Raw genomic sequence first — 25,297 nt, 5'->3', positions numbered from 1 at the left:
GGGTGACCGCCGCCCACGAGCAGGTTCACCAACTGGGCGAGTCGAACCCGATGCCGGGAGCTGACGGAGCCCGGACCAGACCGTCGGCGCCGACCGAGGGCTCGCGCACCACGGGGTTCGTGTACACCAGGGACTCGTAGTACGTGGTGTTCGGTATCGCCATGCAGAGATGGGCGTTGACCACTCCGCTGCCGTGCACCTCCGCCCGTAGCTGGAAGCTGTCGGCGAGGTGTGCGATGCGCATCGCACCGGTGATGCCGCCCTTGAGCTGTGCGCTCGTCCTGACCCGGCCCGCCGCGCCGGCCGCGATGAAGTCTCCGGCGTTCAGGTGCGCGCCGTCGGAGGTCTCCGCGACCAGCAGCGGGATGTCGACCCGCTCGGCGAGCCAGCGGTACGAGGTCACGCTGAACTCGCGCATCGGCTCCTCGTACCAGAGATACCCGGCCTCGGAGAGCGCCCGGCCGAGGTAGACCGAGTCGTCGAGGTCGAAGCCGGCCGAGCCGTCGTACATCAGCGGAACGTCGTCGCCGACGTGCGCCCGCAGCTTCTGGCACAGCTCCGCGTCCGCCTTCGCGTCGCCCCAGCCGTGCGGCTTGATGGCGACGTAGCCGAGCTCCAGGCACTGGTCGGCGACGTCGAGGTACTCCTCGACGCTGCCGAAGGTGACCGTGCTCGCGTACGCGGGAATGGACTCGCGGTACGGGCCGAGCAGCCGGTGGACCGGCTGCCCGGCGGCCTTGCCTGCGAGATCCCACAGCGCCACGTCGACCAGGCCGAGCGCGTAGAGCGGAAGCTCCTCGATGCGGTCCAGCTCCCACAGCCGATGCCACAGCAGCTCGCGCATCAGCGGATCACGGCCCTTCAGGTCCGCGCGGATCCGCCGCTCCACCAGGTCGGAGACGATCACTCCGCGCCGTGTGTGGGCCTCGCCCACCACGCCCTCATCGGTGTGGACGCGCAGGATTCCGCCCACCACCGCGGGCTCCGAGCCCGGCAGCCCGGCCCGCCACCGGAAGGGCGGCTGAGCGGGCAGGTCGACCAGTTCCACGGTCACATCGGTGATTCGCATGGATGTCCTTCACGGCTGGAGGTTCAGGGCTCAGCCGGGCCCGCACCCTGACCTCGGCGCCCATCAATGTTTACTATACATAGCGTGATCGCGTCATAGTGAATCACATCTAAACTCTTGACGCCAGGACGTGGCCACCTCAGACTCATCCCGTCCCAGTTGGCTTGATCTGACGGGGAATTGACATGAGGTGGGCCCCCGTCGACCGTCGTCGAACCCTCCGTACCCCGCGGTGGTTCTGCACTCGGTTCGATGCAGTTCGCCTTCTCGGGTCTGCCATGAATCAGATCTATCTGTGGCTTGCTTGTGCGCCAGTCACCAAGTAGGCGGCCCTACTCCACCACCGCATCACCGACGAAAGGAGCGGGGATGGCTGCGACACGCGCCGCGCCCGTGCCGGTGCCGACGCAACGCGGCACGTCCCGTGGCTCACGCACCGGGTCACGCGCGGGCCTGACCTTCCTGCTGCGCCGCCTGGGGTTCTACGTTGTCACTGCATGGGCCGCGATCACGCTGAACTTCCTGATCCCGCGCTTCATGCCGGGCGACCCCGCCCTCGCGCTGCTGAAGAACCTCCAGCAGACCACCGGCGCTGCGCCGAACGCGGCGGCGGTGCGGGCGGTGCGGATGTTCTATGGCGATCCGACGCGCAACCTCCTCCAGCAGTACCTGGACTACTGGAACAACCTCGCGCACTTCGACTTCGGTCTCTCGGTGAGCCACTACCCGACACCGGTCTCCAGCATCGTGCTCGACGCGCTGCCGTGGACCGTGCTCCTGGCCGGCTCCACCACCGTGATCGGCTGGCTGCTCGGCACCCTGCTCGGCGCCTACGTCGGCTGGCGGCCCGGCGGCCGGGCCGACTCGCTGCTGACCCCGCTCACCACCTTCTTCTACGCACTTCCGCCGTTCTGGCTGGCGCTCCTTGTTGTCTACGTCTTCGGGTTCACGCTCGGCTGGTTCCCGATCTCCGGGGGCTACGACCCGGACGTGCCCTTCCAGTTGAACAACCTGTGGTTCCTGCTCAGCGTGTTGCGCTACGGCGCACTGCCGGCCTTCACGCTGATCTTCATCGGGATCAACGGCTGGATGTTCGCCATGCGCAACGTCATGGCCACGACCGTCGGCGAGGACTACGTGCTGCTCGCCCGAGCCAAGGGCCTGCGCCCGCACCGGGTCATGCTGCGTTACGCCGCCCGCAACGCGCTCCTGCCCAACGTCAGCGGACTCGCCCTGGCCCTCGGCTCCATTTTCGGCGGCGTCGTCTTCGCCGAGATCGTCTTCACCTACCCGGGCCTGGGCTACGTACTGTTCGAGGCCGTCAGCAGCCACGACTACCCGCTGATGCAGACGATCTTCCTGCTGATCACCCTGGGCGTGCTGGCCGCCAATCTGATCGCGGACTCCACCTACGTGCTGCTCGACCCTCGCACCCGGGAGGAGCGATGAGGCAGTTCCTGACCCATGGCAAGGTCCGCGTCGGGCTCGCGGTCTTCGGCGTGTTCCTGCTGATCGCCCTCATCGGACCCTGGCTGGTGAGCACAGCCTTGGGCACCGACCCGCACCGCATCGACTATGACGCGCTCGGCGCATCGCCCGGCGGTGACCATCTGCTCGGCACCACCACCTCGGGCCAGGACGTCCTGGCCCAACTCATCACCGGCTGCCGGGGATCCGTCGTCGTCGGCCTGCTCTCCGGCGTGATCGCGGTCGGGGTCGCCGCCCTCGTCGGCGTCAGCGGCGGCTTCCTCGGCGGCCGCACCGACCAGGGGCTCACCGCGATCACCAACATCTTCGCCACCCTGCCCAGCTTCCCGCTGATGCTGATCGTGGCCGGATACATGACCAACGTCGGCTCGGTCGCCATCGCTTTGCTGATCGGCCTCTTCGAGTGGCCCGCCTGCGCCCGCTATCTGCGGGCCCAGACGCTCTCCCTGCGCGGCCGCGACTTCGTCCAGGCCCTGCGCATGGTGGGAGAGAGCCGCCGGCGGCTGGTGTTCGTGGAGATCATGCCGCACCTCACCGGCGTCCTCTCCTCGCTCTTCCTGCGGGCCGTGGTGACCGGCGTGTTCGCCGAGGCGGGGCTGCGTTTCCTGGGCATCGGCGGCGGTGACGGCGTCACCTGGGGAACCATGATCGCCAACGCCCAGCAGCAGGAAGGCGTGGTGCGCGGCTTGTGGTGGTGGTTCGCCCCGCCCGGCCTGTTCATCGCGCTGCTCGGGACGGCCACCGCACTGGTCAACTTCGGTCTCGACGAGATCGGCAACCCCGTACTGCGCCACAGCAGCCGCGCCTCGATCCGGCGCGCCCGCGCCCACCTGGCCGCACGCCGAAACCGTACAGCCCCTGCGGAGGTGGCCTCATGAGCGCCCGTCCCCTCGACATCGCCCCCTCTGCGGACGCACCCGCCGCAGCCCCGAGTGGCGAGCAACTCCTCGACGTATCAGGGCTGATGGTGGACTACGTCACCGAACGCGGCGCGGTCACTGCCTGCAACGAAGTGTCCTTCACCCTGCGCCGCGGCGAGATCCTGGGCCTCGCGGGGGAGTCGGGTTCGGGCAAGAGCAGCCTGATCACCGCGCTGACCCGACTGCAGCGGTTGCCCGCGCTGACCACCGGCGGTCAGATCCGCTACCACGCGCGCGACGGGCAGGTGCACGACCTGACCACCCTGGACGAACGACGGCTGCGCGCCCTGCGCTGGAGCGACCTCTCGATCGTGCTGCAGAGCGCGATGGCCGCGTTCAACCCGGTGATGCGCCTGGACGCACAGTTCGCCGACGTGATGACCGAGCACGAGCCCGGCCTCACCCGCGACGAGGTGGCCGAGCGCACCGCCCGGCTGCTGCGCATGGTCGGCATCGCACCCGAACGTGCCCGCTCCTACCCGCACGAACTATCCGGCGGGATGCGCCAGCGAGCCCTCATCGCGCTCGCCCTGGCCTGCGAGCCCGAGCTCGTCGTCATGGACGAACCGACCACCGCGGTCGACGTAGTGATGCAGCGTCAGATTTTGGCGCAGATCCTGCGCCTGCAGCGACGGCTCGGCTACGCCGTCGTTTTCGTGACCCACGACCTGTCCCTCCTCATGGAGATCGCCGACCGGATCGCCATCATGTACGCCGGCCGGATCGTGGAGATCGGCGCACCCAAGGATCTCTACGCCGACCCGCTGCACCCCTACACCCGCGGCCTGCGCGACGCCTTCCCGCCCCTGCACGCGCCCCTGACGCGACTCACAGGTATCCCTGGCAGTCCACCCGACCTGCGCGACCCTCCGCCGGGCTGCGCGTTCCATCCTCGCTGCGGCCGGCGCCTGCCGGAGTGCGAGCAGGTCCTGCCGAGGCTGCACCAGGTCGTACAGGAGCACGGCGAGCGGCAGGTGGCCTGTCTGCTGCACACGTCCATCGCCACCGAGGAGGCTTCATGACATCAATGTTCACGACCTCGGAGACCGTGGAAGAGCCCGCGCTCCTCGCGGCGGTCGACGTCAGCAAACACTTCACCGTGCGCGACCAGTTGGGCCGCAAGGCCACCGTGCGCGCCGTGGAGAACGCCTCGGTGGCGCTGCACCGCGGCCGCGTGGTGGCCCTCGTCGGCGAGAGCGGCAGCGGAAAGACCACGCTGGCCCGGATGATGGCCCAGTTCCACTCGGTCAGCGCCGGGGAGATCCAGCTCAAAGGACAACCGGCGCCGCCCGCCGGGCGGGAGTACTTCCGCCAGGTGCAGCTGATCTTCCAGGACCCGTTCTCCTCGCTGAACACCCTCAAGACGGTGCGGCACATCCTCGGGCGCGTCCTGCGCCTGCACGGCCACGCCCGCACCCGCGCCGAGACGGAGGAACAGGTCCTCGCCCTGCTGAATCGGGTCAACCTCACCCCCGCCGAGGAGTTCATCGACAAGCGCCCCAGCGAGATGTCCGGCGGCCAGCTCCAGCGGGTCGCCATCGCGCGGGCCCTCGCGGTGCGCCCGACCGTGCTCCTCGGCGACGAGCCGATCAGCATGCTCGACGTCTCCATCCGCCTCGACGTGCTCAACCTGCTGGCCCGGCTGCGCGACGAGGAGGGTCTCGCCCTGCTCTACATCACCCACGACATCGCGAGCGCGCGCTACCTGTGCGACGAGGTGCAGGTGATGTACGCCGGACAGACGGTCGAGGGCGGGCCCAAGGAAGCGGTGATCCAGTCACCCAAGCACCCTTACACCCGCCTCCTGATCGACTCCTCGCCCGACCCCGACCGGGCCGGACGCGGACTGCGCGACGAGGCCGACGACGACGCCGAGGACCTGGGGGAGCCGCCCAACCTGACCGCGCCGCCCGACGGCTGCCGGTTCCACCCCCGCTGCCCGTTCGCCATGGACGACTGCCGGCGGGCCTTCCCCGACCGCACCACCTTCGCCGACGGCCAGTGGGCGCATTGCTGGCTGCACCAGCACGGCCGCTCGGCCGAGCTCGACAGAACGACACCGAAGGAGCTCCCATGAAGCGCTCGACCGCCGCGGCCGTCGCGGCCTTGGCCACCGCTGGTCTGCTGACCGGCTGCAGCACCGCCAAGTCGGACGGATCCGGCGACAGGGCCGCCAGCACGGTGCGCCTCACCACCCACCCGACGCAGTCCTTCCAGGCCGGGTGGAACCCGTTCGCGGCCCAGCCCAACGCCGGGGTGTCGTTCTTCTACGAGCCGCTGATCCGCGCCGACGCCCAAAACCCCACACCACAACCGTGGCTGTCCGACTCCTGGACGTTCAGCGACGGCGGCAAGACCCTCACCTTCCGCATGCACAGCGGAGTGAAGTGGTCGGACGGCAGACCGCTCACCGCCAAGGACGTCAAGTACAGCCTGGAAGTGCCACTGAAGAACAAGGAGTTGAACATCACGGGGGCGCCGTACACCTCGGTCGACGCACCCGACGACACCACGGTGGTGGTGCACTACCCGAAGGTCGGCTACAGCGACCTCTACGCCTTCAAGAACCGCAACATCTACCCGGAGCACATCTGGAGCGGCAAGAACCTGAAGACGTATCAGAACCTCAAGCCGGTCGGCAGCGGCCCGGTCACGTTGAACTCCTTCAGCCCGCAGCAGATCACCCTGAAGATCCGCAAGGACTACTGGAACGGGACGTTCCCGGCCGTCAAGAAGGTCGCCATCGTTGCGGCCCAGGAGTCCAGCATCCGCAGCCTGCTCCTGAAGGACAAGCTCGACTGGAGCACCATGTCCTGGCAGGGCGCGGACAAGAACTACGTCGCTCAGGACCCCGAGCACCACAAGTACCAGGTCTATCCGCTGCTCGGCTCCGAAGGCGTGCTGTTCAACACGAAGAAGGGCCCGACCGCCGATGTGCACGTCCGCCAGGCCCTGACCAAGGCGGTCGACGTCGGCAAGGTGCTCCAGGTGATGGGGACGGAGCAGCCCGCCGTCAACCCGTCCGGCCTGAACAACAAGGTCGGTGCCGCCTGGCTCCCCGCCGACCTGGCCGGCAAGACCCTGAAGCAGGACGCGGCCGCTGCCCGCGCCGAACTCGCCGTCGGCGGATGGACCGTACGGAACGGAAAGCTCACCAAGGACGGCAAGAGCCACCCGCTCACGCTCAACGTCTTCCAGCCCTACGCGAACTGGGTCGACATGGGCACCGCCCTCAAGGACCAGTGGAAGACGGCACTCGGCCTGGACGTCATCGTCACCAACATGCCGGAGTCCGCCTTCTACCAGAAGGAGCCGACGGGCGACTTCTCGATGGAGACCGCGTTCACCCCGCCCTCCGCCGACGGCAGCATCTTCGGCGTCCTGAGCACCCTCGGCAGCGACTACTACACCCCGCTCGGCAAGGGAGCCGTCAACAACTTCGGGCGCTTCAACGACTCCGACTACAACGCCCAGTTGAAGAAGATGGCTGCGGTCGACCCGACCGACACCGCCCGGCTCAAGGAACTCGCGGGACCGGCGCTGCGGATCCTCGCCAAGCAGGCACCGTTCCTCCCGATCGGCGCCTCGGCCTCCTTCGTCGACATCAACTCCAGCCACTTCACCGGCTGGCCGACCCCCGAGTCCGCCACGTACACGCCGTCCACCACCGTCGGCCCGGACACCACGCTGACCCTGCAAAAGCTGCGTCCGGCCTCCTGAAAGCCCGGTGGGGCCGGCGGCGGAGAAACCGTCGCCCGCCCCACCGCCACGACCACTGTCTCCACCCCTGTCGCCATCCGACACCACCTGACCACCGGGAACAGTCGTGACTCATCCCCGCCCCGCCGCCGAACTCACCATGAACGAACACGGATTCCTGCGCGACGGCCAACCCCACCAGATCATCTCCGCCGCCATCCACTACTTCCGGGTCCACCCCGAACTGTGGGAGGACCGGCTGCGCCGCCTGCGCGCCATGGGCGTCAACACCATCGAGACCTACATCGCCTGGAACCTGCACCAGCCGACCCCCGACCGGACCGACTTCTCCGGTCAGGCCGACATCACCCGCTTCATCCGCACCGCCGCACACCTCGGCCTGGACGTGATCGTGCGGCCCGGCCCCTACATCTGCGCCGAGTGGGAGTTCGGGGGCCTGCCGGCATGGCTCCTCGCCGATCCCGCGCTGCGCCTGCGCCGCAGCGACCGGCGCTATCTGGCGTCAGTGGACGCCTGGTTCGACGAGCTGATCCCCGTCCTGCGCCCGCTCCTCGCCGGCCAGGGCGGGCCGGTAGTCGCCGTCCAGGTCGAGAACGAGTACGGCAGTTACGGCACCGACACCGCCTACCTCGACCACCTGCGGCAGGGCCTGATACGACGCGGCGTGGACTGCCTCCTGTTCACCGCCGACGGCGCCACCGACGGCGTACTGCGCGGAGGGACCCTGCCCGGCACCCTGGCCACCGCGACCTTCGGTTCACGACCGGAGGAGTCCCTGGCCACCCTGCGCCGCCACCAGCCGACCGGCCCTCTGATGTGCTCCGAGTACTGGCACGGCTGGTTCGACCACTGGGGCGAGCAGCACCACGTCCGCGACCCCAACGAAGCCGCCACGGAACTGGACTGGATGCTCTCCCAGGGCGCCTCGGTCAACATCTACATGGGTCACGGCGGTACCAACTTCGGCTGGTGGAACGGCGCCAACCACAGCGAATCCGCGTACCAGCCCACCTGCACGAGCTACGACTACGACGCCCCGGTCGGCGAAGCGGGAGAGCTGACCGAGAAGTTCCACGCCTTCCGCAAGGTCATCGAGCGCTACCGCGGCCCGATCACACACGAGCCGCCCCTGCCGCCCGACCGGCTCACCCCGCAGACGGTGCGCCCGACCGGATCCGTGCCGCTGCTGAACTGCCTGGACGAGCTGTCCGCCCCGCACCATCGCGTCTGGCCCGAGCCGATGGAGGCGCTGGGCCAGACGCTCGGCCTGATCCACTACCGGACCCGCGTGCGCGGCCCGTTCTCCGACTCGACCCTGCGCGTGCACGGCCTGGCCGACCGGGCCCAGGTGTTCCTGGACGGAGAGCCGCTCGGCCTCCTGGAGCGTGACGGACCGCAGGACGCGCTCGCGATCAGCATCCCCGAGACCGGCGCCGAACTCGACCTGCTCGTGGAGAACATGGGGCGGGTCAACTACGGACCCTGGCTGGAGGATCGCAAGGGCATCAGTGGTGGGGTCCGGATCGACACCCAGTACCAGTCCGACTGGGAGATCCGTCCACTCCCGCTGACCGATCTGACCGCCCTGCGGTTCGGGGCCGCCGAAGCCGTCGGAGTCGTCGAGGGCCCGGCCTTCCACCGGGCGGAGGTGGAGGTCGAGGCCCCGGCCGACGGTTTCCTCGCCCTGCCGGGCTGGACCAAGGGCCACGTCTGGCTCAACGGATTCGCCCTCGGCCGCTATTGGGACCGCGGCCCACAGCGCACGCTCTACGCCCCCGCGCCGGTGTGGCGGGCAGGCCGCAACGAGCTCGTGATCCTCGAACTGCACCGACCGGGCGAGGAGATCGAGCTCCGAGGCGAGCCGGACCTGGGCCCTGCCGACTGAGAGCCGGTGCCGGGACCCCCGCGCGACCGGGTGGCTCCGGTCCCTCCTCCCTTTGGCGGACCGGAGCCACCCCCGAGTCATCGACGCGCCGACAGGCTCACTGCTGACCGTGCGCGAAGTACGCGGCCACGTCCTCCGGTACGGGGACGACGTCGACGGCGCTCCCTGCATTCCGCAGTGACAGGGTGGCCGCGTACCCGGCGGCCACTGCTTCCCGGGCCGCCACCGGCGAGGTCACGGTCGCCCCGCCCTCCCGTACGAACCGCAGGAACTCGGCGACCAGGACCGGGTCGGCGCCGCCGTGGGTGCCGGTCGGCGTGAGCACGGGAACCACCAGATCGGCCTCGGCGCGGTAGTCGCCGCGGCGGTTCCACACCCGGACCTCTGCGCCCTCGGAGTCGCCGAAGTTCTCAAGGCGGCCTTCGGTGCCGATCACCGTGTAGTTGCGCCAGTAGTCCGGTGTGTAGTGGCACTGCTGATAGCTGGCGAAGACACCGTTGTCCAGCTGCATCTGCATCATGCTGAGGTCCTCCACGTCGATCACCGGGTGGAGACCGGTCTGGCTGAGCGGCGGCCAGTTGTCGTGCGACAGCCAGTCGGTCATCCGCTCCCCGCTGCGGTCGCGGTGTGAGTCGATGCCTCCGTAGACCGTGAGCCCGCCCATGGCGTTCACGCGCCGGGTGTAGCCGCCGGCCAGCCAGTGGATGACATCGATGTCATGGGCCCCCTTCTGCAGCAGCAGACCAGTGGTGTTGCGCCGGTCGGCGTGCCAGTCCTTGAAGTAGAAGTCACCGCCGTTGCCGACGAAGTGGCGGCACCAGACGGCCTTCACCTCGCCGATGGCCCCGCCCTCGATCAGCTCGCGCATCGCCACCACGACCGGCATGTGCCGCATGTTGTGCCCCACGTACAGCGGGGTGCGCTGCGCGCGAGCCGCCGCGAGCAGCCGGTCACAGCTCTCGACGGTGATCGCCATCGGCTTGTCGAGGAAGACGGGCACTCCGGCCGCGAGGAAGTCCAGGCCAATCTGCTCGTGCGTGTGGTCGGGAGTGAGGACGAACACGCCGTCGAGCCCGGCGTCGAGCAGTTCGTGATGGTCGGCAGTGGTCCGCACCTGCTCGCCGAAGCGCTTCTCGGCGCTCGCGAGGATCTGCGGATCGCGGTCGCAGGCGGCGGCCACCACGGAGCCCGAGCCCGGCCGATGGGCCAGCTCGACCAGATCGCTGCGATTGCCCAGGCCGACGACGCTGAGTCTGAGGTCGTTCAATGCGCTGTCCTTTCAAGGGACTTGAAGCAGCTACGGTTGCCGCAAGGGTGTGCGGTGGGGGAGGGGGAGTCGCTGATGCGGCGATGGATCAGCGAAGTTCGCGGCCTGCAAGCGTGAGGCGGTGCGAGGAGAGTCGAGTACATGTGGCGACATCGCCACCCATGAGGCGCCTGGGAGGGGATAAGTCAGATGCATACCAGGATTCTTCGGAACGAGGTTGTGCCAGTGAAGGTCGTCAACCGGTGGTGCTGTCGCGGCCGCCAAGGACGGAACGAGTCAGGTGAGGTGGCGCGAAAGGGGCAGAGAGAGTCTGCGGTCGCCGGATCCTGGCGTCAAGGGTCTGCGTGTGATTCACTGAGTCAGTAACGCGCGATGGATATGAAACATGTGGCTGATGTCGAGAGTGGAGCCTGCCGGGCGCGGAGGCCTCAAGTGGGAAGCGAGGGAGAGCTGTTGATCCGCTCAGAGAAGATCGCCGCACCCGCGCCTGTGCCGACGAGCACGGCGGGCGGGTATCGACCCGGATACGAGGTCGCAGCCGAACGCGTCCTTGAGTACGTCGTCCGGGAAGGGCTGCAGCCCGGTGACCGGTTGCCCACGGAGAAGGACCTGGCCGAGGAAGTGGAGATGAGCCGGACCGTGGTGCGGGAGGCGGTGAAGATCCTTTCCGCCCTGGGGCGGCTTTCCGTGCAAAAGGGCCGCGGCATCTATGTGTCCGAGCCGGGGCACTCCTCCTGGCAGCAGTCGCTCGTCAACTTCCTGCCCGCGGACCTGCGGCAGGTGGACGAACTCTTCGAATTCCGTCGCCACCTGGAGACCACCACGGCCCATCTGGCTTCGCAGCGTGCCACTCCCACGCAGGTCAAGGCGGTGCGCGAAGCCGCGCAGCAGTCCACGCAGGCGGCACAGCAGGGTGACATCGACGCCTTCACGCTCGCCGACGAGGCCTTCCATACCAGCATCGCGGCCGCTGCCGCCAACACGTTCTTCGCCTCGACCGTCGAGGCCGTGCGGCGCCTGCAGCGCCAGGTCACGACCATAGGTCTTGCCGGTGTCGCGGGCGGGTCCCTGCACGTGGCCGCCGAACAGCACGAGGCCATCGCCGAGGCCATCGCCGCCGGTGAAACGGATCGCGCCGAAGCGCTGATGGCCGAACACATCGACATGACCGCCCAGCAGTTCCAGCAGAAGATCTGGCGCCGTGTCATACCCGGCGACGAGTCGTCCTGAACCGTGCCTGTGGGGCGGTGTTGGTCGATAGCTGTCGAAAGGTGCCCGGGTCGGTGCAGGTGGTTCCCGCCCGCACCGACCCGGGCACCTGGTTTGGTGGACCGTCTCCGGTAGGGGCTCAGCGGCCGGTGCGCCGGCTGCCCGGCCGTCCTGCCCGCAAGCTTCCGCGGTGTCACATATCGTCCTCGCCCGCTGCGTCACGGTTCCCATACATGTCTCTGCCTGACGCTCCAGTGAGTCGTATCCAAACTCTCGACGTCGGGATCGGGTAACCCCAGACTTCTCCCCGTCCTGGTGGAACGGTTCGGTCGCGGCCGTGAGCCTGGAAGTACTCCGCCCCGACCTGTGGCACCCGGACAGCCCGCACCTGGACGAGCTCGTCACGAGGTCGTCCAGGGCGACCAAGTCCTTGACTCCCTCACCACGCGCATCGGCATCCGCCGTATCGAGTCCCGGCCGGACGGTTTCTACATCAACGGCGAGCGCCTCTACCTGCGCGGCGCCAACATCCACCAGAACTACGCCTACGTCGGCGATGCCGCCCTGGCCTCGATGAAGTGGCGTGAGGTACTCCGGCTGAATCTGGGTGGTTTCAACGCGGTACGTGCCGCGCACTATCCGTACGATCCGGCGTACCTCGACGCCGCCGACGAGCTCGGCCTGGCCGTCGTCGAGTGCATGCCGGGCCGGCAGTTCTGGAACTAGGACGAGACGTTCGTGAACCGCACCTACGCGGATGCCGTGCAGATGATCCGCCGGGACCGTAACCGCCCGTTGGTGATCCTCTGAGGAACCTCGCTGAACGAGACGCACTACCCGGAATGGTGGGCGAAGAAGGTCGCCGAGCTCGCGCACGCGGAAATGCCCGGAGACCAGATGTTCACCTCGGGCGACTACGGCTTGTGGGGGAGAGGAGCACTTCGACGTCAACTACAAGGTTGTCAAAACGGACGGCTCCGACCCCGACCCGAGCAAGCCGTTCCTACTGCGGTTGAACTCGTGGTGTCGTGGGGGGTGAAGGCTGGCCGTTGGCTGCGGTATCACCGGAGTCATGCGGTATCCACAAGGGGGCGGGCTGACGGCCGAACGGCAGTGGTTTCGCGAGGAGTTACGGCTCCAGGTGGCCGGGCGGTTTGCCCGGGGCGAGGGCAGTACAGCGATTGCCAGGGATCTGCGGGTCAGTGTCCGCTCGGTCCAGCGATGGCGTCACGCGTGGGCCGAGGGCGGCCCGCGGTCCTTGCGGTCGCAGGGGCCGGCGTCGCTGCCGAGGCTGAGCGATCAGCAGTTCACGCAGTTTGAGGCGGAGCTGGCCAAGGGGCCGGCCGCGCATGGCTGGGAGGACCAGCGCTGGACGCTGGCCCGTGTGAAGAGGGTCATCGGCCGGCGCTTCCATCTGACGTACACGATCCAGGGTGTGCGGAAGCTGTTGGTGCGTAACGGCTGGTCCTGTCAGGTAGCGGCCCGCAGAGCGATGGAGCGGGACAACGATGCGGTCGCGGGGTGGGTCAAGGAGGTGTGGCCCCGCGCGGAAGGCTCGCGGCGGCCAGTGGAGCCTGGCTAGTCTTCGAGGACGAAGCCGGATTCTCCATGACGCCGCCGCACGCAAAGACATGGTCGCCGCGCGGCCGGACCCCGGTGGTCCGGGTCCGCGGCCGCTACCGCAGACGGATATCCATCGCGGCTCTGACCTGCTGCAAAGACAACGTCAACGTCCACAAGGCCGCCGGACTGCGGGAGTTCCCCGCATCCCGGGACTGGCTGACCATCTACTACCTGCCGCCCTACGCACCCGACCTCAACCCCGTCGAAGGGATCTGGTCCCTCCTGCGACGCGGCCGGCTCTCCAACGTCGCCTTCAGCACTCCCGAACACCTCGTCCAGCGCATCCGACTCGGCCTACGACACATCCAGTACCGCAGCCATCTCATAGACGGCTGCCTCGCCGAGACCGGCCCGACCATCAGCCCTGTCTGATCAGCAGCACGACATCCCGAGTTCAACCTCAGTAACTGCCGCTGGCATGCAGCGCAGCAGATCGGCATCCAAACTCGCCCGTGCCCTCGGAAACCGGCTGCCGGCCAGGCTGTCCGCGCAGCCAACGCGTCCCACTCACGCACCGCATGGAACGAAGACGAGAAAAACCAAGCGATCCTCCGCAGCCGACGTCGTTCTCGGATACCTGAGCGAACACACGGCCCGCATCACCGACCTCGACATCGCGGTTCGACGCGACCAACCCGACGCAGTCCACCGGATGCGGGTATCCGCCCGCCGCCTGCGCAGCGCCCTGAAGACCTTTCGCGGCGATCCGGCGTGACCATCGCGGCGGCATGTCGATGAGGGCGCTTGAGCGCAAGCACGGCGTGACCTGGCGGACGGTGCGGAAGGCGTTGGACTCGTCCTGGCCGGAGCCACGCAGGAAGCGGCCGCCGCGGGCTACGACTCTAGATCCGTACAAAGCGGTGATCGAAGAGGCCGCGGGCGGATCTGGACGCGCCGCGCGCGATGCTGCGATACCTGCGCGTCACGGCCGGCCCCAGCCCGGCCGACGTGCCATGCACGCTCGAAGCGACCCCGCACTCCCGTAAAGCCCGGGGTCGGCTCGAACCCGGCTGGAAGCCTCGTCAGGGCGAGACGACCACCCGACTGATCACCGGGAGGTGGTCCGAAGCCGTGGGGTCCGTGTGCAGGACGCGGGTGACCACCGGCTTGACGTCGTCGGTGGTGTAGATGTCGTCGATCCGCTCGGTCGGGCCCTCAGAGGGAATGGTCATCCCGTCCCCGTGCCCGGCCTTGATCCACGCGTCGGTGTAACTGGTCTGCAGCGGCTGGGACTCGGGCGCGGACGGGACCGCATTGAAGTCGCCCACGAGGATCGACGGATCGGTGTCACCGATGAGGTCGACGAGCTGCGGGGCCTGATGGAGACGGTCGGTCTGCGAGCTGGCCTCAAGGTGGGTGCAATAGAAGTGCACGGCCTTCCCGCGGACGTCGAGCGTGGCATGCAGCAGCCCGCGCTGCTCCTGACCGGGCGACTTGAACAGCCAGGTGTTGTCCCACTCGGTGATCGGGTACCGGGACAGGATCGCGGTGCCGTACTGGATCCGGTGCCCACCGGCAGTCGGCGGGTTGTTGTCGATGTTGGGGCCGTACACCACGTGGTATCCCAGCATGGCGGCCAGCTCGGCGGGCTGATCGGCCCAATTGCTGCGCCCGGAGTAGTGGTTGTCGACCTCCTGCAGCCCGACCACGTCGGCGCCGCTCTCCTTGACGACGTCGGCGATCCGCTGGAGGTCGAGTACATCATCGGTGCCCTGGGCGTGGTGAATGTTGAACGTCATCACATCCAGCACACGGGCACCGGTGCCTTCGGCGGCCGAGGCCTGGGCGATCCCCGTGGTGGCGAGCACGGAGACGACGGCGAGTGCGGACAAGGTACGGCGCAACATGGTGTTGGTCCTCCTGCGACAGGTATCAAAGACGATCACGATCACGATCATGATCCGGCCCCTTGGCGGATTCGTGGCCGGAGGGTGAAGAGCCGCTCCCCTCCCGATGTCGGGCATCAGACGCGCACCAGGCCCAGCCGAGGCCTGAGCTTGTTCTTTGCTTCCTAAAGGACGGCACCCTGACCAAATGGATGACGACTGGTCAGGTGGAGCGATGCGAGAGGCCAGCCAGAAGCACAATTGAACAAACTAAACCGAACAGATTCGCTCAGACGGCTTGAGGTTAGGCAGGCCCCTTCGATGCGTCAAGGTTTCGCACCGACAATACGGTGCGTCACGATGATCGATACGGCGCCACATCGCTCAGTTTCGGTCACGTATCGAACAGTTTCGCGCACGAATCGAGCGGGGAAGTCAGCGGCATCCGCGCCACCTGGGACGGAACCGGGAGCACGGAGGGCGATTCCAGGGCGTTCGAGTTCTCACGGGCGAAGGGTTACGGCCCGGTTCGCTGCGTGGACCCATGCCGCGGAAAACGTGTCACCACCGCACCGTTCACCAAGAGCAGCAGGCTCGGGTAGGACCCCATACGCCCTTTACTGAACGCCAACTCCCTTCCCGCGCTGCAGCCGAGCGGGCACCGTGACATCGACAGATCCGAGCGGTAGCCGGTTGCAACGCATGCTTTTCAGCTAATGCGGCCACACATCCGCCAGTGCCCATAACCACAGAATTCGGGCGCGGCCCCGTGGGGCGTACCACCGGCCCCTGGCGCGCCATCGGCCCTGAGTGTGCTGCGAGCACGGCGTTCCCGTGGATCGCCCAAGTGATCCAACAAGGAAGCGGCACCCCGCATGCGAAGACGTGACGACTGAAAGGAGTCACGCTCTCTGAGCGAATCTGTTGGAAAGTATTGAGATTGGTGCGGATCCGCGCTTCAATTTGGCGCGACGAGTCCACCTCATGTACCACGGACCGCTCATCCGCTGGAGGTGTTGGGCCGCAGGCCCCTGGCGACGACGGGAGTGTGCAGCTGTGGGTGATCCGCGGATCGGCGCGATCGGGTGCGGGGGGCGGCACGCCCTCGTCGCGACGGCGCACAGACCCGTCCACGGCCCTCGTGTCACCGCAGTGGCCGACCTTGATGAGTCCGCTGCACGACAGGCGGAGGTCAGCTCGAGCCGGTCATCTCACCACAGCTCGATCGGAGCAGATTGTGCTGCTCGGCTGTGGGGTGTGCGGGCCGGCATACGTAATCCAGCACGAACTTCTCGTTCGCCGGGGCGCGCTGTTCACCACCAGCGTCTCGCGGGCGGTTCCCATCAGCGTTCAGCTCTGCACTGAGGCCTCGGTGAAGCGGGACCTCTCAACCCGCTCGTCGTCGCCCTTCTCCTGACGTGCTGTTTCGGCGCCCTTGTCACTCCGGACGGCCTCCGGGCCGTGTTCCTCGGCCCGGAGGCCGTCCGGCAAAAGGCACGGGGGCTGCGACATCACGCACGCCAGCTTGCCCATATGGCGTCGTCCTTCCAGGCATGACGCACCAACGAACTCTGATCGCTCCTGATTCCGCGGGCACCGAAGCGGGAGCGCTTCAGTGCTGTGATCCATCTAGTGGAGGTTTCCATGAGCGTGAGAGGCGTAAGACGCCGACTCCTGCACAGCTGCCTGGCGATCGGTACGGCCGTCGCTCTGCTCGGCGGCCTGGGCGTGGCCACGGGTGCGGCGGCGTCGCGGCCAATAGCGGCGCAGGCCGGTCAGTCCGCCGGCCCGGCGGGTTCGGCGCATTCGGTGACGTTCGACGACCACTCGTTCATGATCGACGGCAAGCGGACGTACCTGTGGTCCGGTGAGTTCCACCCGTTCCGGCTGCCCAGCCAGGACCTGTGGCTCGACGTGCTGCAGAAGATGAAGGCGGCCGGCTTCAACGCGGTGTCGGTGTACTTCGACTGGGGCTACCACTCGCCTGCACCCGGGGTCTACGACTTCACGGGCGTGCGCGACATGGACAAGATGCTGGAGATGGCGAATAAGCTCGGCATCTACGTGATAGCCCGTCCCGGCCCGTACATCAACGCCGAAGTGGACGGCGGCGGATTCCCCGCCTGGCTGCACAACAAGGTCAGCGAGGTCCGTACCACCGACCCGGATTGGCTGAAGTACTCCGACGAGTGGCAGACGCAGATCGACCGCATCCTCGCCCGGCACCAGCTCACCAACGGCACGGGCACGGTGATCCAGTACCAGGTCGAGAACGAGTTCTACGACTCCGGCTCGGTCGCCCGGGGGTACATGAAGCACCTGGAGGACAAGGCCAGGGCGGACGGCATCAGTGTGCCGCTGGTCGGAAACAACAACGGCACGTTCAACTCCGGCACGGGCGCCTTGGACGTGGACATGGTCGACTCCTATCCCATGGGGGGCGACTGCTACGAACCGTCGCGCTGGAGCGGCGTCCCGGACATCAGTTACAACCACCCGGCCGGAAGGCCGGTGTCCGTCATGGAGATGCAGGGCGGTTGGTTCGACTCGTGGGCCGGCCCCGGCTTCGACAACTGCACGAAGGAGTTCAACGACCAGTTCGCCGACGTGTTCTACAAGCAGAACATCGCCGTCGGCGGCACCGTGCAGAACATCTACATGACCTACGGCGGCACCAACTGGGGCTGGCTGAGCATGATGAGCCACTACACGTCCTACGACTACGGCGCCGCAATCCGTGAATCGCGCCAGCTCACCCCGAAGTACGACCAGGAAAAGCTGATCGGCTACTTCACGCAGGCCGTCGCCCCGCTCACCAAGACCAACGCCATGCCCGCGGTCCCGACCGACAACACCAAGGTCTGCGACACCGCCCGGGTCAATCCCGACACCGGGACCCAGTTCCACGTGCTGCGGCACGCCGACTCGACTGCGACCAGCACCGACAGCGCGCACCTGAAGATCAACCTCGGCGCGCAGGCCTACACCGTTCCGCAGCAGCAGGGCACGTCGCTGACGCTGAACGGCCGGCAGTCCTCGATCATCGTCGCGAACTACGACCTCGGCAGCAACAACCTGCTGCGCTACTCCACCTCGCAGATCATGACGAACGCCACCATCGGCGGGCGGGACACCGCGGTCCTCTACGGCGACCACGACTCCGACGGCGAAACGGTGCTGCACTACGACACGAAGCCCTCCGTCGCCTCCACCGGCGGCGATGTGACCTCCACCTGGGACGCGTCCACCGGTGACCTGCGGCTCAACTACCGGCACACCGGCCTGACCCGGGTACAGATCAGCGGCGGCGGCGGACACCCGCTCGAGCTGCTGCTCGCCGACACCGCGACCGCCAAGACCTTCTGGCGCCACGACACCGCCGCCGGCCCGGTCCTGGTCCGCGGCACCCACCTGCTGCGCGGCGCCTCGTCCGACGGTACGGCCCTCGCCCTGACCGGCGACACCGGCACCGACGGCGCGGTCGAGGTCTGGTCCACGGCCACCTCCCTGACCTGGAACGGCCGGAAGGTCCACACCAGCGTGACGGACGACGGCGGCCTCACCGGCACGCTGCCCACCGCCGCCGAGGTCGCCGTGCCCGCGCTCACCGGCTGGAAGCACACCCAGGAGTCGCCGGAATCGCAGCCCGGCTTCAACGACTCCTCCTGGCAGGTGGCCGACAAGACGACGTCGAAGATCACCACTCCGGCCACCCTCCCCGTCCTGTCCGCCGACGACTACGGCTTCCACACGGGATCCACCTGGTACCGCGGCCGGTTCACCGGCGACGACAAAACGACCGGCATCACCTTGGCCGCCCGCAGCAGCGGCAAGGCGGCAGCCTCCTCCGTGTGGCTCAACGGCACCTTCCTCGGCAGTTCCACCGACGACAACAAGCACACCTACACCTTCCCGGCCGGCGTCCTCAGGACCGGCGACGACAACGTCATCTCCGTCCTCACCGTGAACATGGGACATGACGAGAACTGGGGACGGTCCGACGCCGGCACCGTCCGCGGCCTGACCAGTGCCACCCTGGTAGGGGACACGCAGGCCAACGTCACCTGGCGGCTGCAGGGCGTACGCGGCGGGGAGACCCCGGTCGACACCGTGCGCGGCCCGCTGGCCACCGGCGGTCTGTACGGCGAGCGCGCGGGCTGGATGCTGCCCGGCTACCCGACCGACGACTGGACCCCCACCACCCTGCCCGCCTCCGACAAGACCCCCGGCGTCTCCTGGTACACCACCGAGGTCGACCTGGACCTGCCCAAGGGACAGGACACCTCACTCGGCCTCACCCTCACCGACGACCCTTCCCGCAAGTACCGCGCGGAGATCTACGTCAACGGCTGGCACATGGGCAACTACGTCAACTACCTCGGCCCCCAGCACAGCTTCCCGGTCCCGAACGGCGTGCTCGACCCGCACGGGAAGAACCGGATCGCCATCGCCGTGTGGAACCTCGACGCAAGCACCGGCGGCCTCGGCAAGGTCGAGCTCACCAACTACGGCAGCTACGCCTCCTCCCTGAAGGTCGCGCGGAACGACAGCCCCCGCTACGACAAGGCGAAGTACGCCATGCCTTCCCCGCACCAACCATCGGTCGCCCTCAAGGTGCCCGGATCGGTCGCGGGCGGCCAGTCCTTCACCGCGACCACAACGGTCAGCGTGCCTGCCGGCATGCCCCCGGCGACCGGGGTGACCGCCGCGCTCGCGGCGCCCGACGGCTGGACCGTCAGCCCGCACACCCCGGCGGCGGCGCCCGTGAGGGTACCCGGCGCGACATCGGCCACCTTCTCCTGGGACGTCACCGCGCCGGCCGCCCCCGGCCAGGTGAACCCGCTCACCACCACCGTGAAGTTCGTCCAGGGCGGCCGGTCGCACACCATCACCGACGAGCGGATCGTCGGCGCGATCCGCCTCCCGCAGTCGAAGATGTCGGTGACCTACGCGGACAGCCAGGAGACCACCGGCGAGAACGCCCCGGCCGCCAATGTCCTCGACGGTGACCCGGACACCTTCTGGCACACCCAGTGGTCCGGCACCGCCACACCGATGCCGCACGAGATCCAGCTCAATCTCGGCGACGAGAACACCGTGTCCTGCCTCTACTACCTGCCACGCCAGGACGGTGCCAACGGCCGCATCGCCGACTACGAGGTATACACCAGCAAGGACGGCACCACCTGGGGCAACCCGGTCGCCACCGGAACCTGGACCAACACCTCCGCAGAACAGAAGGCCTGCTTCACCCCGGTCCGCGCGCACTACATCCGGCTGCGCGCCCTCAGCGAGGTGAGCGGCAATCCGTTCACCACGGCTGCCGAGATCAACGTCGGCTGAACGGATACCGCCGGTAAATCCAGGGCTGCATGACGAGGGCCTGTACGACCCCGCTGGGGTCGTACAGGCCCTCGTCGTCTTCCCGGGTGGGCTCGTGCCGTCAGGGGCATTTGATGGTTGGCCCGCGTTGTTCCCGGTCTCGACTGGCGTCTCATCCGGCTCTGCGGGCCGTCCCTGGTGGGCGGTGGGCTTCCGTCCCCGATCGTGAAGGTCCGTGCGTCCGGTGTTCCGGAGGTGCCGGTGCCGGTGGTCGGGATACTGGTGAGGCCGCTGGTGTCTGCGTTCAGTCGCAGGCCCGCCGGCAGGGATGTAGCGGATGCGCTGGAGGGACCGAGAACGAGTTGGACCGGCGGGTGATCACGCGGGAGAAACTGGTCGAGACCCTGGCCGTGTCCGCTGCCGAAATCACCGCTGTGACCAGGGCGGAGGCGGGAACGGTGCCCGCGCCATTACCGGGAAAGACGGCGCCGCCTTGGCAGGAAGGGCTGCCTGCGGCCCGGCACCCTGCCCCGTCGTACCCGGGGGAGGAGCCTCCTCCACCGCCCAGGTGCGGCCCCAATCGCCGACCTGCACCAACGGAGCGGGCGAGGTCAGCCGGTTCGCCACAAGCGCCTCGATCACCTGCCGATGCGTCAAGCGCACGCTCACACCGCCTGGCACAACTCGTCGACAATCCCGGCCACGTCCAGGCGGCGCAGAAACTCGGCAGCGACAGAGAGCTCCCAGACGATTCTCAACTACAGACGTCGCCACGCACTCACGGCGCTGACGCCGGGACCGAGGCCGCGGGGGACCGGGAAATCATCGACACACCCAGCCAAACCCGCGCAGCCCCACCCCTGACACCACCGAGACATCCCATCCGTCCAAATCGACGAGCCGCGGAGTGCAGGTTCCCGACTCTGTCTCATGGGTCAGCTCGGCGAGCCGTACAGGATCACCTCCGCGATGCCCGCAATTGACTGCGCGCCGCCGCCGACGACGTCGGTGATGTCGATGCGGACGTAACGTACGCCTGCGGCGGTGAAGGCATCCGCCAGCGTGTACTGGCCGCCGCGGGTCACCGTGGGGATCATGGTTGTCCATGAATTCCCGTCCACGGAGGTTTGCAGGTTGTAGGTGTACCAACTGCTGTCCTTGCCCCAGTGGATGCGAGCGCCGGCCAGGTTGTGGGCGGCCGACAGTTGCACGCTCAGCGTCTGCGGAAGCGTTGCCGACGCGGCGAGCCATCCCGTGCCGAAGGTGATGTCGTCGTCGAACGCCTTGGCGGGTTCGAAGCCGCTCGCGTTGCTGGAGGCGCTCACCTCGCTGATCTGGCTGCGGGGAATCTTTGGCCCAGGGTCAGCCGGTTGGCCCCCGCCCGTGCCGCCTGGCGGAACGACGCGGAACTCGCGGATGCTCGGCCACCATCCGCCGCCCGACAGCACATTCACCCGCACATACCGCGCCTTGACCGACACCTTGTGGTTGACGGTGCCGCCGCTGGTGGTGTTCGACTCCTTGTCGACCGCCTTGGTCCAGTTCGTCGCGTCATCCGACGTGAGGACGGCGTACTTGTAGGTTGCCTGGTCGGACTCCCAGACGATCTGGAACTCCGAAATGTCCGACGACTGGCCGAGATCCACCTGCCACCATGCGGGGATGTTGCCGTTCGCGACCCACTTGGAATCCGGGTCGTCATCAACCACGTTGCCGGGGAAGTTGCCTTCTTGGAAGCTCGAGGCTGTGGTTGGCTTGTTCAAGGCGAGGTTCAGCGCGCCTTGGAGCTCCAGCGTCGAGATGTCCTTCCACTCCGGATGACGGCCGTCGGGCATGTGCCTGCCTGAATAGGGGCTTGTCACCACTGTGTAGCTGCCGGACTCCAGCCCGTCGGCTGTCGCTGTGATCTTGATGTCACCTGGGTCCGTGTCCACCGCGAGCAACGCGTAGCCAATGCCGGCCTTAACCTTCTGGGTTTGTACCGCGAGGCGGGGTATGTCGTGGCCGACGAGGCTGCCCCTTCCGGTCACATCGAGCTTGATTTGCGCCGTTGACGTCGGGATGACGGTGCCGTTCGCGTCAACGACTTTGATGAACACCGGGATCAGGTCCGAGCCGTCGGCCACCGGCTGGATCCGCGTGAGCGCGCGGGCGTAACGACGAAGCGTATCGGCCGCCGCAGCGGGCAGCGGGCTGCCGCGCTTCGCGCCTACCTTCTTGATCAACGATTCGACCGTGCGGGGTTGCACGCCGTCGGCCAACGCCGCGGCCGCCTTCACCCCGGCCTGCGACGCGTCCCCCAGGTAGTACGCGAGCAGGTCCCGTAGTGTCTGCCGGACACCCGCGTCGTCGATTTCGATCTCGATGCGGTGCGGGGCGCCGGGGGTTTTCACGACCTGGGTGGTGGCCAGCTTGCCGTCGATGTAGCCCTCGGCTCTCAGCTCGCCTGCGACGAACGAGGGGAGCGAGAAGGTGTAGTAGGGACTGCCGCCCTTCGCGGCGACGTGTTTGGCGGTGCCGGCGTTCTGGGCCCGGCTCTTCTCGCCGACAAGGGTGCCGTTCTGGTACAGCTTCACGTGGTCGGTGTTGCTGAAGACCATGACGTCCCGGCTGGATGTTTCCGAGTAAGTGCTGGCGATGAATACCATGGGGCCGCCATGATTGGGGTTCTTCGGCGACTGCATCCCCTTGAGCCAGTAGTAGCAGTACTTCGGGTACCGGTCGATGTCCACGGCCCCGGATTTCTGGTACGGCGAGTTCGTGCCGTAGTCCTCGAAAACCCAGAGGAAGTAGCCGCCGATCCGGGGATTGGCGTCCAGTCCGCCCCAGTCCCAGTACCCGGGACCATTGAGGTATCCCTGCCTGGTCTCCACCTGTCGGACAAGTGCACCCTCACCCCTTTCGCGGCCCGTCTGGCAGGCACCCCCCCAGTCGCCCCACTCCCGCGTGAGGAACGGCTTGGCCAGATCGGGATCCGAGCCGTCCGAATTGACGACCTTGTAGTTCACGTCATAGTGCTCCTTGCCCCACAACCCATAGTCGGCCGCGGTGAACATCTGGTCGTTGGGCATTTCCGCGTGGGCAACCGCGGTAACCTTCTCTGCCCACCACTCTGGGTAATGCGTCTCGTTCAGCGAGGTTTCCCAGAGAATCATCGACGGACGGTTGCGGTCCCTGCGGATCATCTGCGCGGCGTCCGCGTAGGTGCGATTGACGAACGTCTCGTTCTCGCTCCAGAATTGCCAGCCCGGTGCGCACGCGACGACGAGCAACCCGAGCTCGTCGGCGGCGTCGAGAAACGCCGGATCGTGCGGATAATGCGCGGCACGTACCGCGTTGAAACCGCCCAGCTTCAGCCTGAGCGCCTCGCGCCATTTCATCGAAGCCGGTGCGGCGTCGCCAACGTAGGCGTAGTTCTGGTGGATGTTCGCCCCACGCAGGTAGAGGCGCTCGCCGTTGATGTAGAATCCGTCCGCCCGGAATTCGATGCGGCGAATCCCGATTCGTGTGGTGAGGGAGTCCAACACATGGCCACGATGGAAGACCGTACTGACGAGCTTGTACAGGTGCGGGCTGTCCGGGTGCCACAGGTCGGGACGGATCACCTCCAGGCTCTGCTCGAAGTCGTGATTGGCACCGCTCGCAATTGTCGCGGTCCGGCTCTCCCGGGCGACGATCTCACCTTGCGGATCGCAGATCGTCGACTGCAGCCTTGTGACGGCAGATGAATCGGTGCTGTTCACCACGCTGGTCTTGACTTGGACGACAGCCCGCTTGGCGTCGGCGTGCGGGTAGGTGACAAACACCCCGCCGCTGGCGACGCGGTCGGCCTCCAGAGGATCCGAGATGTAGATGCGCCCGGATACCTGCACCGTGACGTTGCGGTAGATGCCGCCGTAGGTGAGGAACCCGAGCTGTTCGCGGGGTTTACCAGGAGGCGTCTGCGGATCGTCGAGATTCGAAACCCGCACGGCGAGGAGATTGTCGCGATCCCAGTGGAGCTTGTCGGTGACGTCGACGGAGAAGCCGAGATAGCCGCCGTGGTGCTCGACGAGCTTTTCACCGTTGAGGTAGACATTGCAGTTTGTCTGGACGCCGTCGAATCGGACCGTCACCCGGCGGTCTGCATCGGCGGGATCCATGCGAAAGTACCGGCGGTACCAGCCGATGCCGCCGAAGACGTTGTAGACAATCGGCTCCTTGCGTTCCAGCCGCATGGTGTGCGGAATCGACACACCCGCCCACTTGGAGTCGTCGAAGGACACCTCCTGCGCGCCGGGGACATCGTCGCGCCAGAATGCCCAGTCAGTGTCGAGGCCGAGAGTGCGCCGCCCTGTTTCCTTGTTTACTTTTCCACGAGATGCGGCACTCGCCAGCCCACCGGGTACCAACATCACGCCGGCACCAGCGAAGCCCGCTATGAGTACATTGCGGCGCCTGGGGCCGCCTGTCGTCCCATCCATCGGCGGTGACCTCCTTCGTTTCGTGAGGCGCGTCCTCCGCAACCTCGTTGGGTAGTTGCTCCAGTTGCAGTGGTAGTTCTGTCGGCTATCAACAATGGCGGCGGCTGGGCCACCGTGACGCCGGTGTGGCGGATCCGAGCTGGTAGGCGGTGATCTCACCAGTCGGCGGGACGGCCGTCCCGCCTCGGCCACCGCCACAGCCGCGTATCGATCGGCTGAACCAGGCCATGCGCGGCAAAGTGCCGAATGCGGTATCCGGCTAACCAGGTGAACAGGTCGTCCGGGCCGCCCTGCAGGTACCTGGTGATTTTCTGTCGGAACGTTGTGGTCGCAAGGTTGATGTTGGTCTCCGCCTTGACCGACGCCGAAGCCGCCGAAGTCAGCATGAACAAGGCGGACTTGCCTGGCTGGGTCGGTGCATTTCGACCCGAACATCACCGTGCTGCCGACGACATTGCCCGAGCCCCCGGAGAAGCTGACGCCGTCGTTCTTCTTCCCTCGTGCC

At 67.4% G+C, this 25,297-nt stretch carries 18 protein-coding genes; 12 read left to right on the top strand and 6 right to left on the bottom strand.

What is annotated here, in order from left to right; genetic code table 11:
- Positions 1-25 precede the first annotated feature (25 nt).
- The gene (locus OG782_RS02660) at positions 26-1,069 is read right to left on the bottom strand and encodes an enolase C-terminal domain-like protein (protein ID WP_406447765.1); all 1,044 of its coding nucleotides are present in this window, start codon (positions 1,067-1,069) and stop codon (positions 26-28) included.
- Positions 1,070-1,438: 369 nt separating this feature from the next.
- Between OG782_RS02660 and OG782_RS02655 the strand changes: the two genes are divergently transcribed.
- The 6 genes from OG782_RS02655 to OG782_RS02630 all read left to right on the top strand — a co-directional run bounded on the left by OG782_RS02655 (position 1,439) and on the right by OG782_RS02630 (position 9,082).
- On the top strand, positions 1,439-2,518 hold the full coding sequence (locus OG782_RS02655) for an ABC transporter permease (RefSeq protein WP_406447764.1): 1,080 nt from the start codon (positions 1,439-1,441) through the stop codon (positions 2,516-2,518).
- The gene (locus tag OG782_RS02650; RefSeq protein WP_406447763.1) at positions 2,515-3,435 is read left to right on the top strand and encodes an ABC transporter permease; all 921 of its coding nucleotides are present in this window, start codon (positions 2,515-2,517) and stop codon (positions 3,433-3,435) included. The genes OG782_RS02655 and OG782_RS02650 overlap by 4 nt, the downstream gene beginning before the upstream one ends.
- Positions 3,432-4,499 (top strand): ABC transporter ATP-binding protein, encoded by a 1,068-nt coding sequence (locus tag OG782_RS02645; RefSeq protein ID WP_406447762.1) that lies wholly within the window; start codon positions 3,432-3,434, stop codon positions 4,497-4,499. Before OG782_RS02650 ends, OG782_RS02645 begins: the two co-directional genes overlap by 4 nt.
- Positions 4,496-5,554 (top strand): ABC transporter ATP-binding protein, encoded by a 1,059-nt coding sequence (locus OG782_RS02640; RefSeq protein ID WP_406447761.1) that lies wholly within the window; start codon positions 4,496-4,498, stop codon positions 5,552-5,554. Before OG782_RS02645 ends, OG782_RS02640 begins: the two co-directional genes overlap by 4 nt.
- Complete coding sequence (locus OG782_RS02635; RefSeq protein ID WP_406447760.1) at positions 5,551-7,197, top strand: ABC transporter substrate-binding protein; 1,647 nt, start codon at positions 5,551-5,553, stop codon at positions 7,195-7,197. The genes OG782_RS02640 and OG782_RS02635 overlap by 4 nt, the downstream gene beginning before the upstream one ends.
- A 139-nt stretch (positions 7,198-7,336) precedes the next feature.
- Positions 7,337-9,082 carry a glycoside hydrolase family 35 protein gene (locus OG782_RS02630; RefSeq protein ID WP_406458804.1) on the top strand — a complete coding sequence of 582 codons (1,746 nt, stop codon included), beginning with the start codon at positions 7,337-7,339 and terminating at the stop codon, positions 9,080-9,082.
- A gap of 97 nt (positions 9,083-9,179) precedes the next feature.
- On the opposite strand, the gene OG782_RS02625 is transcribed toward OG782_RS02630, so the two are convergent.
- Positions 9,180-10,349 (bottom strand): Gfo/Idh/MocA family protein, encoded by a 1,170-nt coding sequence (locus OG782_RS02625; protein WP_406447759.1) that lies wholly within the window; start codon positions 10,347-10,349, stop codon positions 9,180-9,182.
- A gap of 453 nt (positions 10,350-10,802) precedes the next feature.
- Here OG782_RS02625 and OG782_RS02620 point away from each other — a divergent pair, with 453 nt between their 5' ends.
- From OG782_RS02620 to OG782_RS02600, 5 genes are all read left to right on the top strand, one after another.
- On the top strand, positions 10,803-11,579 hold the full coding sequence (locus OG782_RS02620) for a FadR/GntR family transcriptional regulator (protein WP_406447758.1): 777 nt from the start codon (positions 10,803-10,805) through the stop codon (positions 11,577-11,579).
- A gap of 345 nt (positions 11,580-11,924) precedes the next feature.
- Positions 11,925-12,284 carry a glycoside hydrolase family 2 TIM barrel-domain containing protein gene (locus tag OG782_RS02615; protein WP_406447757.1) on the top strand — a complete coding sequence of 120 codons (360 nt, stop codon included), beginning with the start codon at positions 11,925-11,927 and terminating at the stop codon, positions 12,282-12,284.
- Positions 12,285-12,630: 346 nt separating this feature from the next.
- A complete protein-coding gene (locus OG782_RS02610) occupies positions 12,631-13,140 on the top strand; it encodes a winged helix-turn-helix domain-containing protein (RefSeq protein ID WP_406447756.1) in 510 nt (169 codons plus the stop codon).
- Positions 13,141-13,166: 26 nt separating this feature from the next.
- Positions 13,167-13,553 carry a transposase gene (locus OG782_RS02605; protein WP_406447755.1) on the top strand — a complete coding sequence of 129 codons (387 nt, stop codon included), beginning with the start codon at positions 13,167-13,169 and terminating at the stop codon, positions 13,551-13,553.
- Between the two features lie 46 nt (positions 13,554-13,599).
- On the top strand, positions 13,600-13,896 hold the full coding sequence (locus OG782_RS02600; RefSeq protein WP_406447754.1) for a CHAD domain-containing protein: 297 nt from the start codon (positions 13,600-13,602) through the stop codon (positions 13,894-13,896).
- A gap of 307 nt (positions 13,897-14,203) precedes the next feature.
- Here the strand turns inward: OG782_RS02600 and OG782_RS02595 are convergent, their stop codons facing one another.
- Entirely contained in the window at positions 14,204-15,028 is an 825-nt protein-coding gene (locus OG782_RS02595) for an endonuclease/exonuclease/phosphatase family protein (protein ID WP_406447753.1), read from the bottom strand.
- 1,329 nt (positions 15,029-16,357) lie between these two features.
- A complete protein-coding gene (locus OG782_RS02590) occupies positions 16,358-16,540 on the bottom strand; it encodes a hypothetical protein (protein ID WP_406447752.1) in 183 nt (60 codons plus the stop codon).
- A 111-nt stretch (positions 16,541-16,651) separates the two neighbouring features.
- On the opposite strand from OG782_RS02590, the gene OG782_RS02585 reads away from it, so the two are divergent.
- The gene (locus OG782_RS02585; RefSeq protein WP_406447751.1) at positions 16,652-20,350 is read left to right on the top strand and encodes a beta-galactosidase; all 3,699 of its coding nucleotides are present in this window, start codon (positions 16,652-16,654) and stop codon (positions 20,348-20,350) included.
- 914 nt (positions 20,351-21,264) lie between these two features.
- Here the strand turns inward: OG782_RS02585 and OG782_RS02580 are convergent.
- Both OG782_RS02580 and OG782_RS02575 read right to left on the bottom strand, forming a co-directional pair.
- On the bottom strand, positions 21,265-24,792 hold the full coding sequence (locus OG782_RS02580) for a discoidin domain-containing protein (protein ID WP_406447750.1): 3,528 nt from the start codon (positions 24,790-24,792) through the stop codon (positions 21,265-21,267).
- 155 nt (positions 24,793-24,947) lie between these two features.
- A complete protein-coding gene (locus OG782_RS02575) occupies positions 24,948-25,178 on the bottom strand; it encodes a hypothetical protein (RefSeq protein ID WP_406447749.1) in 231 nt (76 codons plus the stop codon).
- Between the last annotated feature and the right edge of the window lie 119 nt (positions 25,179-25,297).

The sequence above is a fragment of the Streptomyces sp. NBC_00876 genome, assembly GCF_045207435.1.
Taxonomy (GTDB): Bacteria; Actinomycetota; Actinomycetes; order Streptomycetales; family Streptomycetaceae; genus Streptomyces.
The sequence above is the reverse complement of the archived record's forward strand: the minus strand, read 5'-3'. Positions and strand labels throughout refer to the sequence as shown.

Bases quoted from the DNA above. Each gene is read 5' to 3' on its own strand.
- OG782_RS02660 (WP_406447765.1), bottom strand. From the start codon at position 1,069: ATGCGAATCACCGATGTGACCGTGGAACTGGTCGACCTGCCCGCTCAG.
- OG782_RS02655 (WP_406447764.1), top strand. From the start codon at position 1,439: ATGGCTGCGACACGCGCCGCGCCCGTGCCGGTGCCGACGCAACGCGGC.
- OG782_RS02650 (WP_406447763.1), top strand. From the start codon at position 2,515: ATGAGGCAGTTCCTGACCCATGGCAAGGTCCGCGTCGGGCTCGCGGTC.
- OG782_RS02645 (WP_406447762.1), top strand. From the start codon at position 3,432: ATGAGCGCCCGTCCCCTCGACATCGCCCCCTCTGCGGACGCACCCGCC.
- OG782_RS02640 (WP_406447761.1), top strand. From the start codon at position 4,496: ATGACATCAATGTTCACGACCTCGGAGACCGTGGAAGAGCCCGCGCTC.
- OG782_RS02635 (WP_406447760.1), top strand. From the start codon at position 5,551: ATGAAGCGCTCGACCGCCGCGGCCGTCGCGGCCTTGGCCACCGCTGGT.
- OG782_RS02630 (WP_406458804.1), top strand. From the start codon at position 7,337: ATGAACGAACACGGATTCCTGCGCGACGGCCAACCCCACCAGATCATC.
- OG782_RS02610 (WP_406447756.1), top strand. From the start codon at position 12,631: ATGCGGTATCCACAAGGGGGCGGGCTGACGGCCGAACGGCAGTGGTTT.
- OG782_RS02605 (WP_406447755.1), top strand. From the start codon at position 13,167: ATGACGCCGCCGCACGCAAAGACATGGTCGCCGCGCGGCCGGACCCCG.
- OG782_RS02600 (WP_406447754.1), top strand. From the start codon at position 13,600: ATGCAGCGCAGCAGATCGGCATCCAAACTCGCCCGTGCCCTCGGAAAC.
- OG782_RS02595 (WP_406447753.1), bottom strand. From the start codon at position 15,028: ATGTTGCGCCGTACCTTGTCCGCACTCGCCGTCGTCTCCGTGCTCGCC.
- OG782_RS02590 (WP_406447752.1), bottom strand. From the start codon at position 16,540: ATGGGCAAGCTGGCGTGCGTGATGTCGCAGCCCCCGTGCCTTTTGCCG.
- OG782_RS02585 (WP_406447751.1), top strand. From the start codon at position 16,652: ATGAGCGTGAGAGGCGTAAGACGCCGACTCCTGCACAGCTGCCTGGCG.
- OG782_RS02580 (WP_406447750.1), bottom strand. From the start codon at position 24,792: ATGGATGGGACGACAGGCGGCCCCAGGCGCCGCAATGTACTCATAGCG.
- OG782_RS02575 (WP_406447749.1), bottom strand. From the start codon at position 25,178: ATGCTGACTTCGGCGGCTTCGGCGTCGGTCAAGGCGGAGACCAACATC.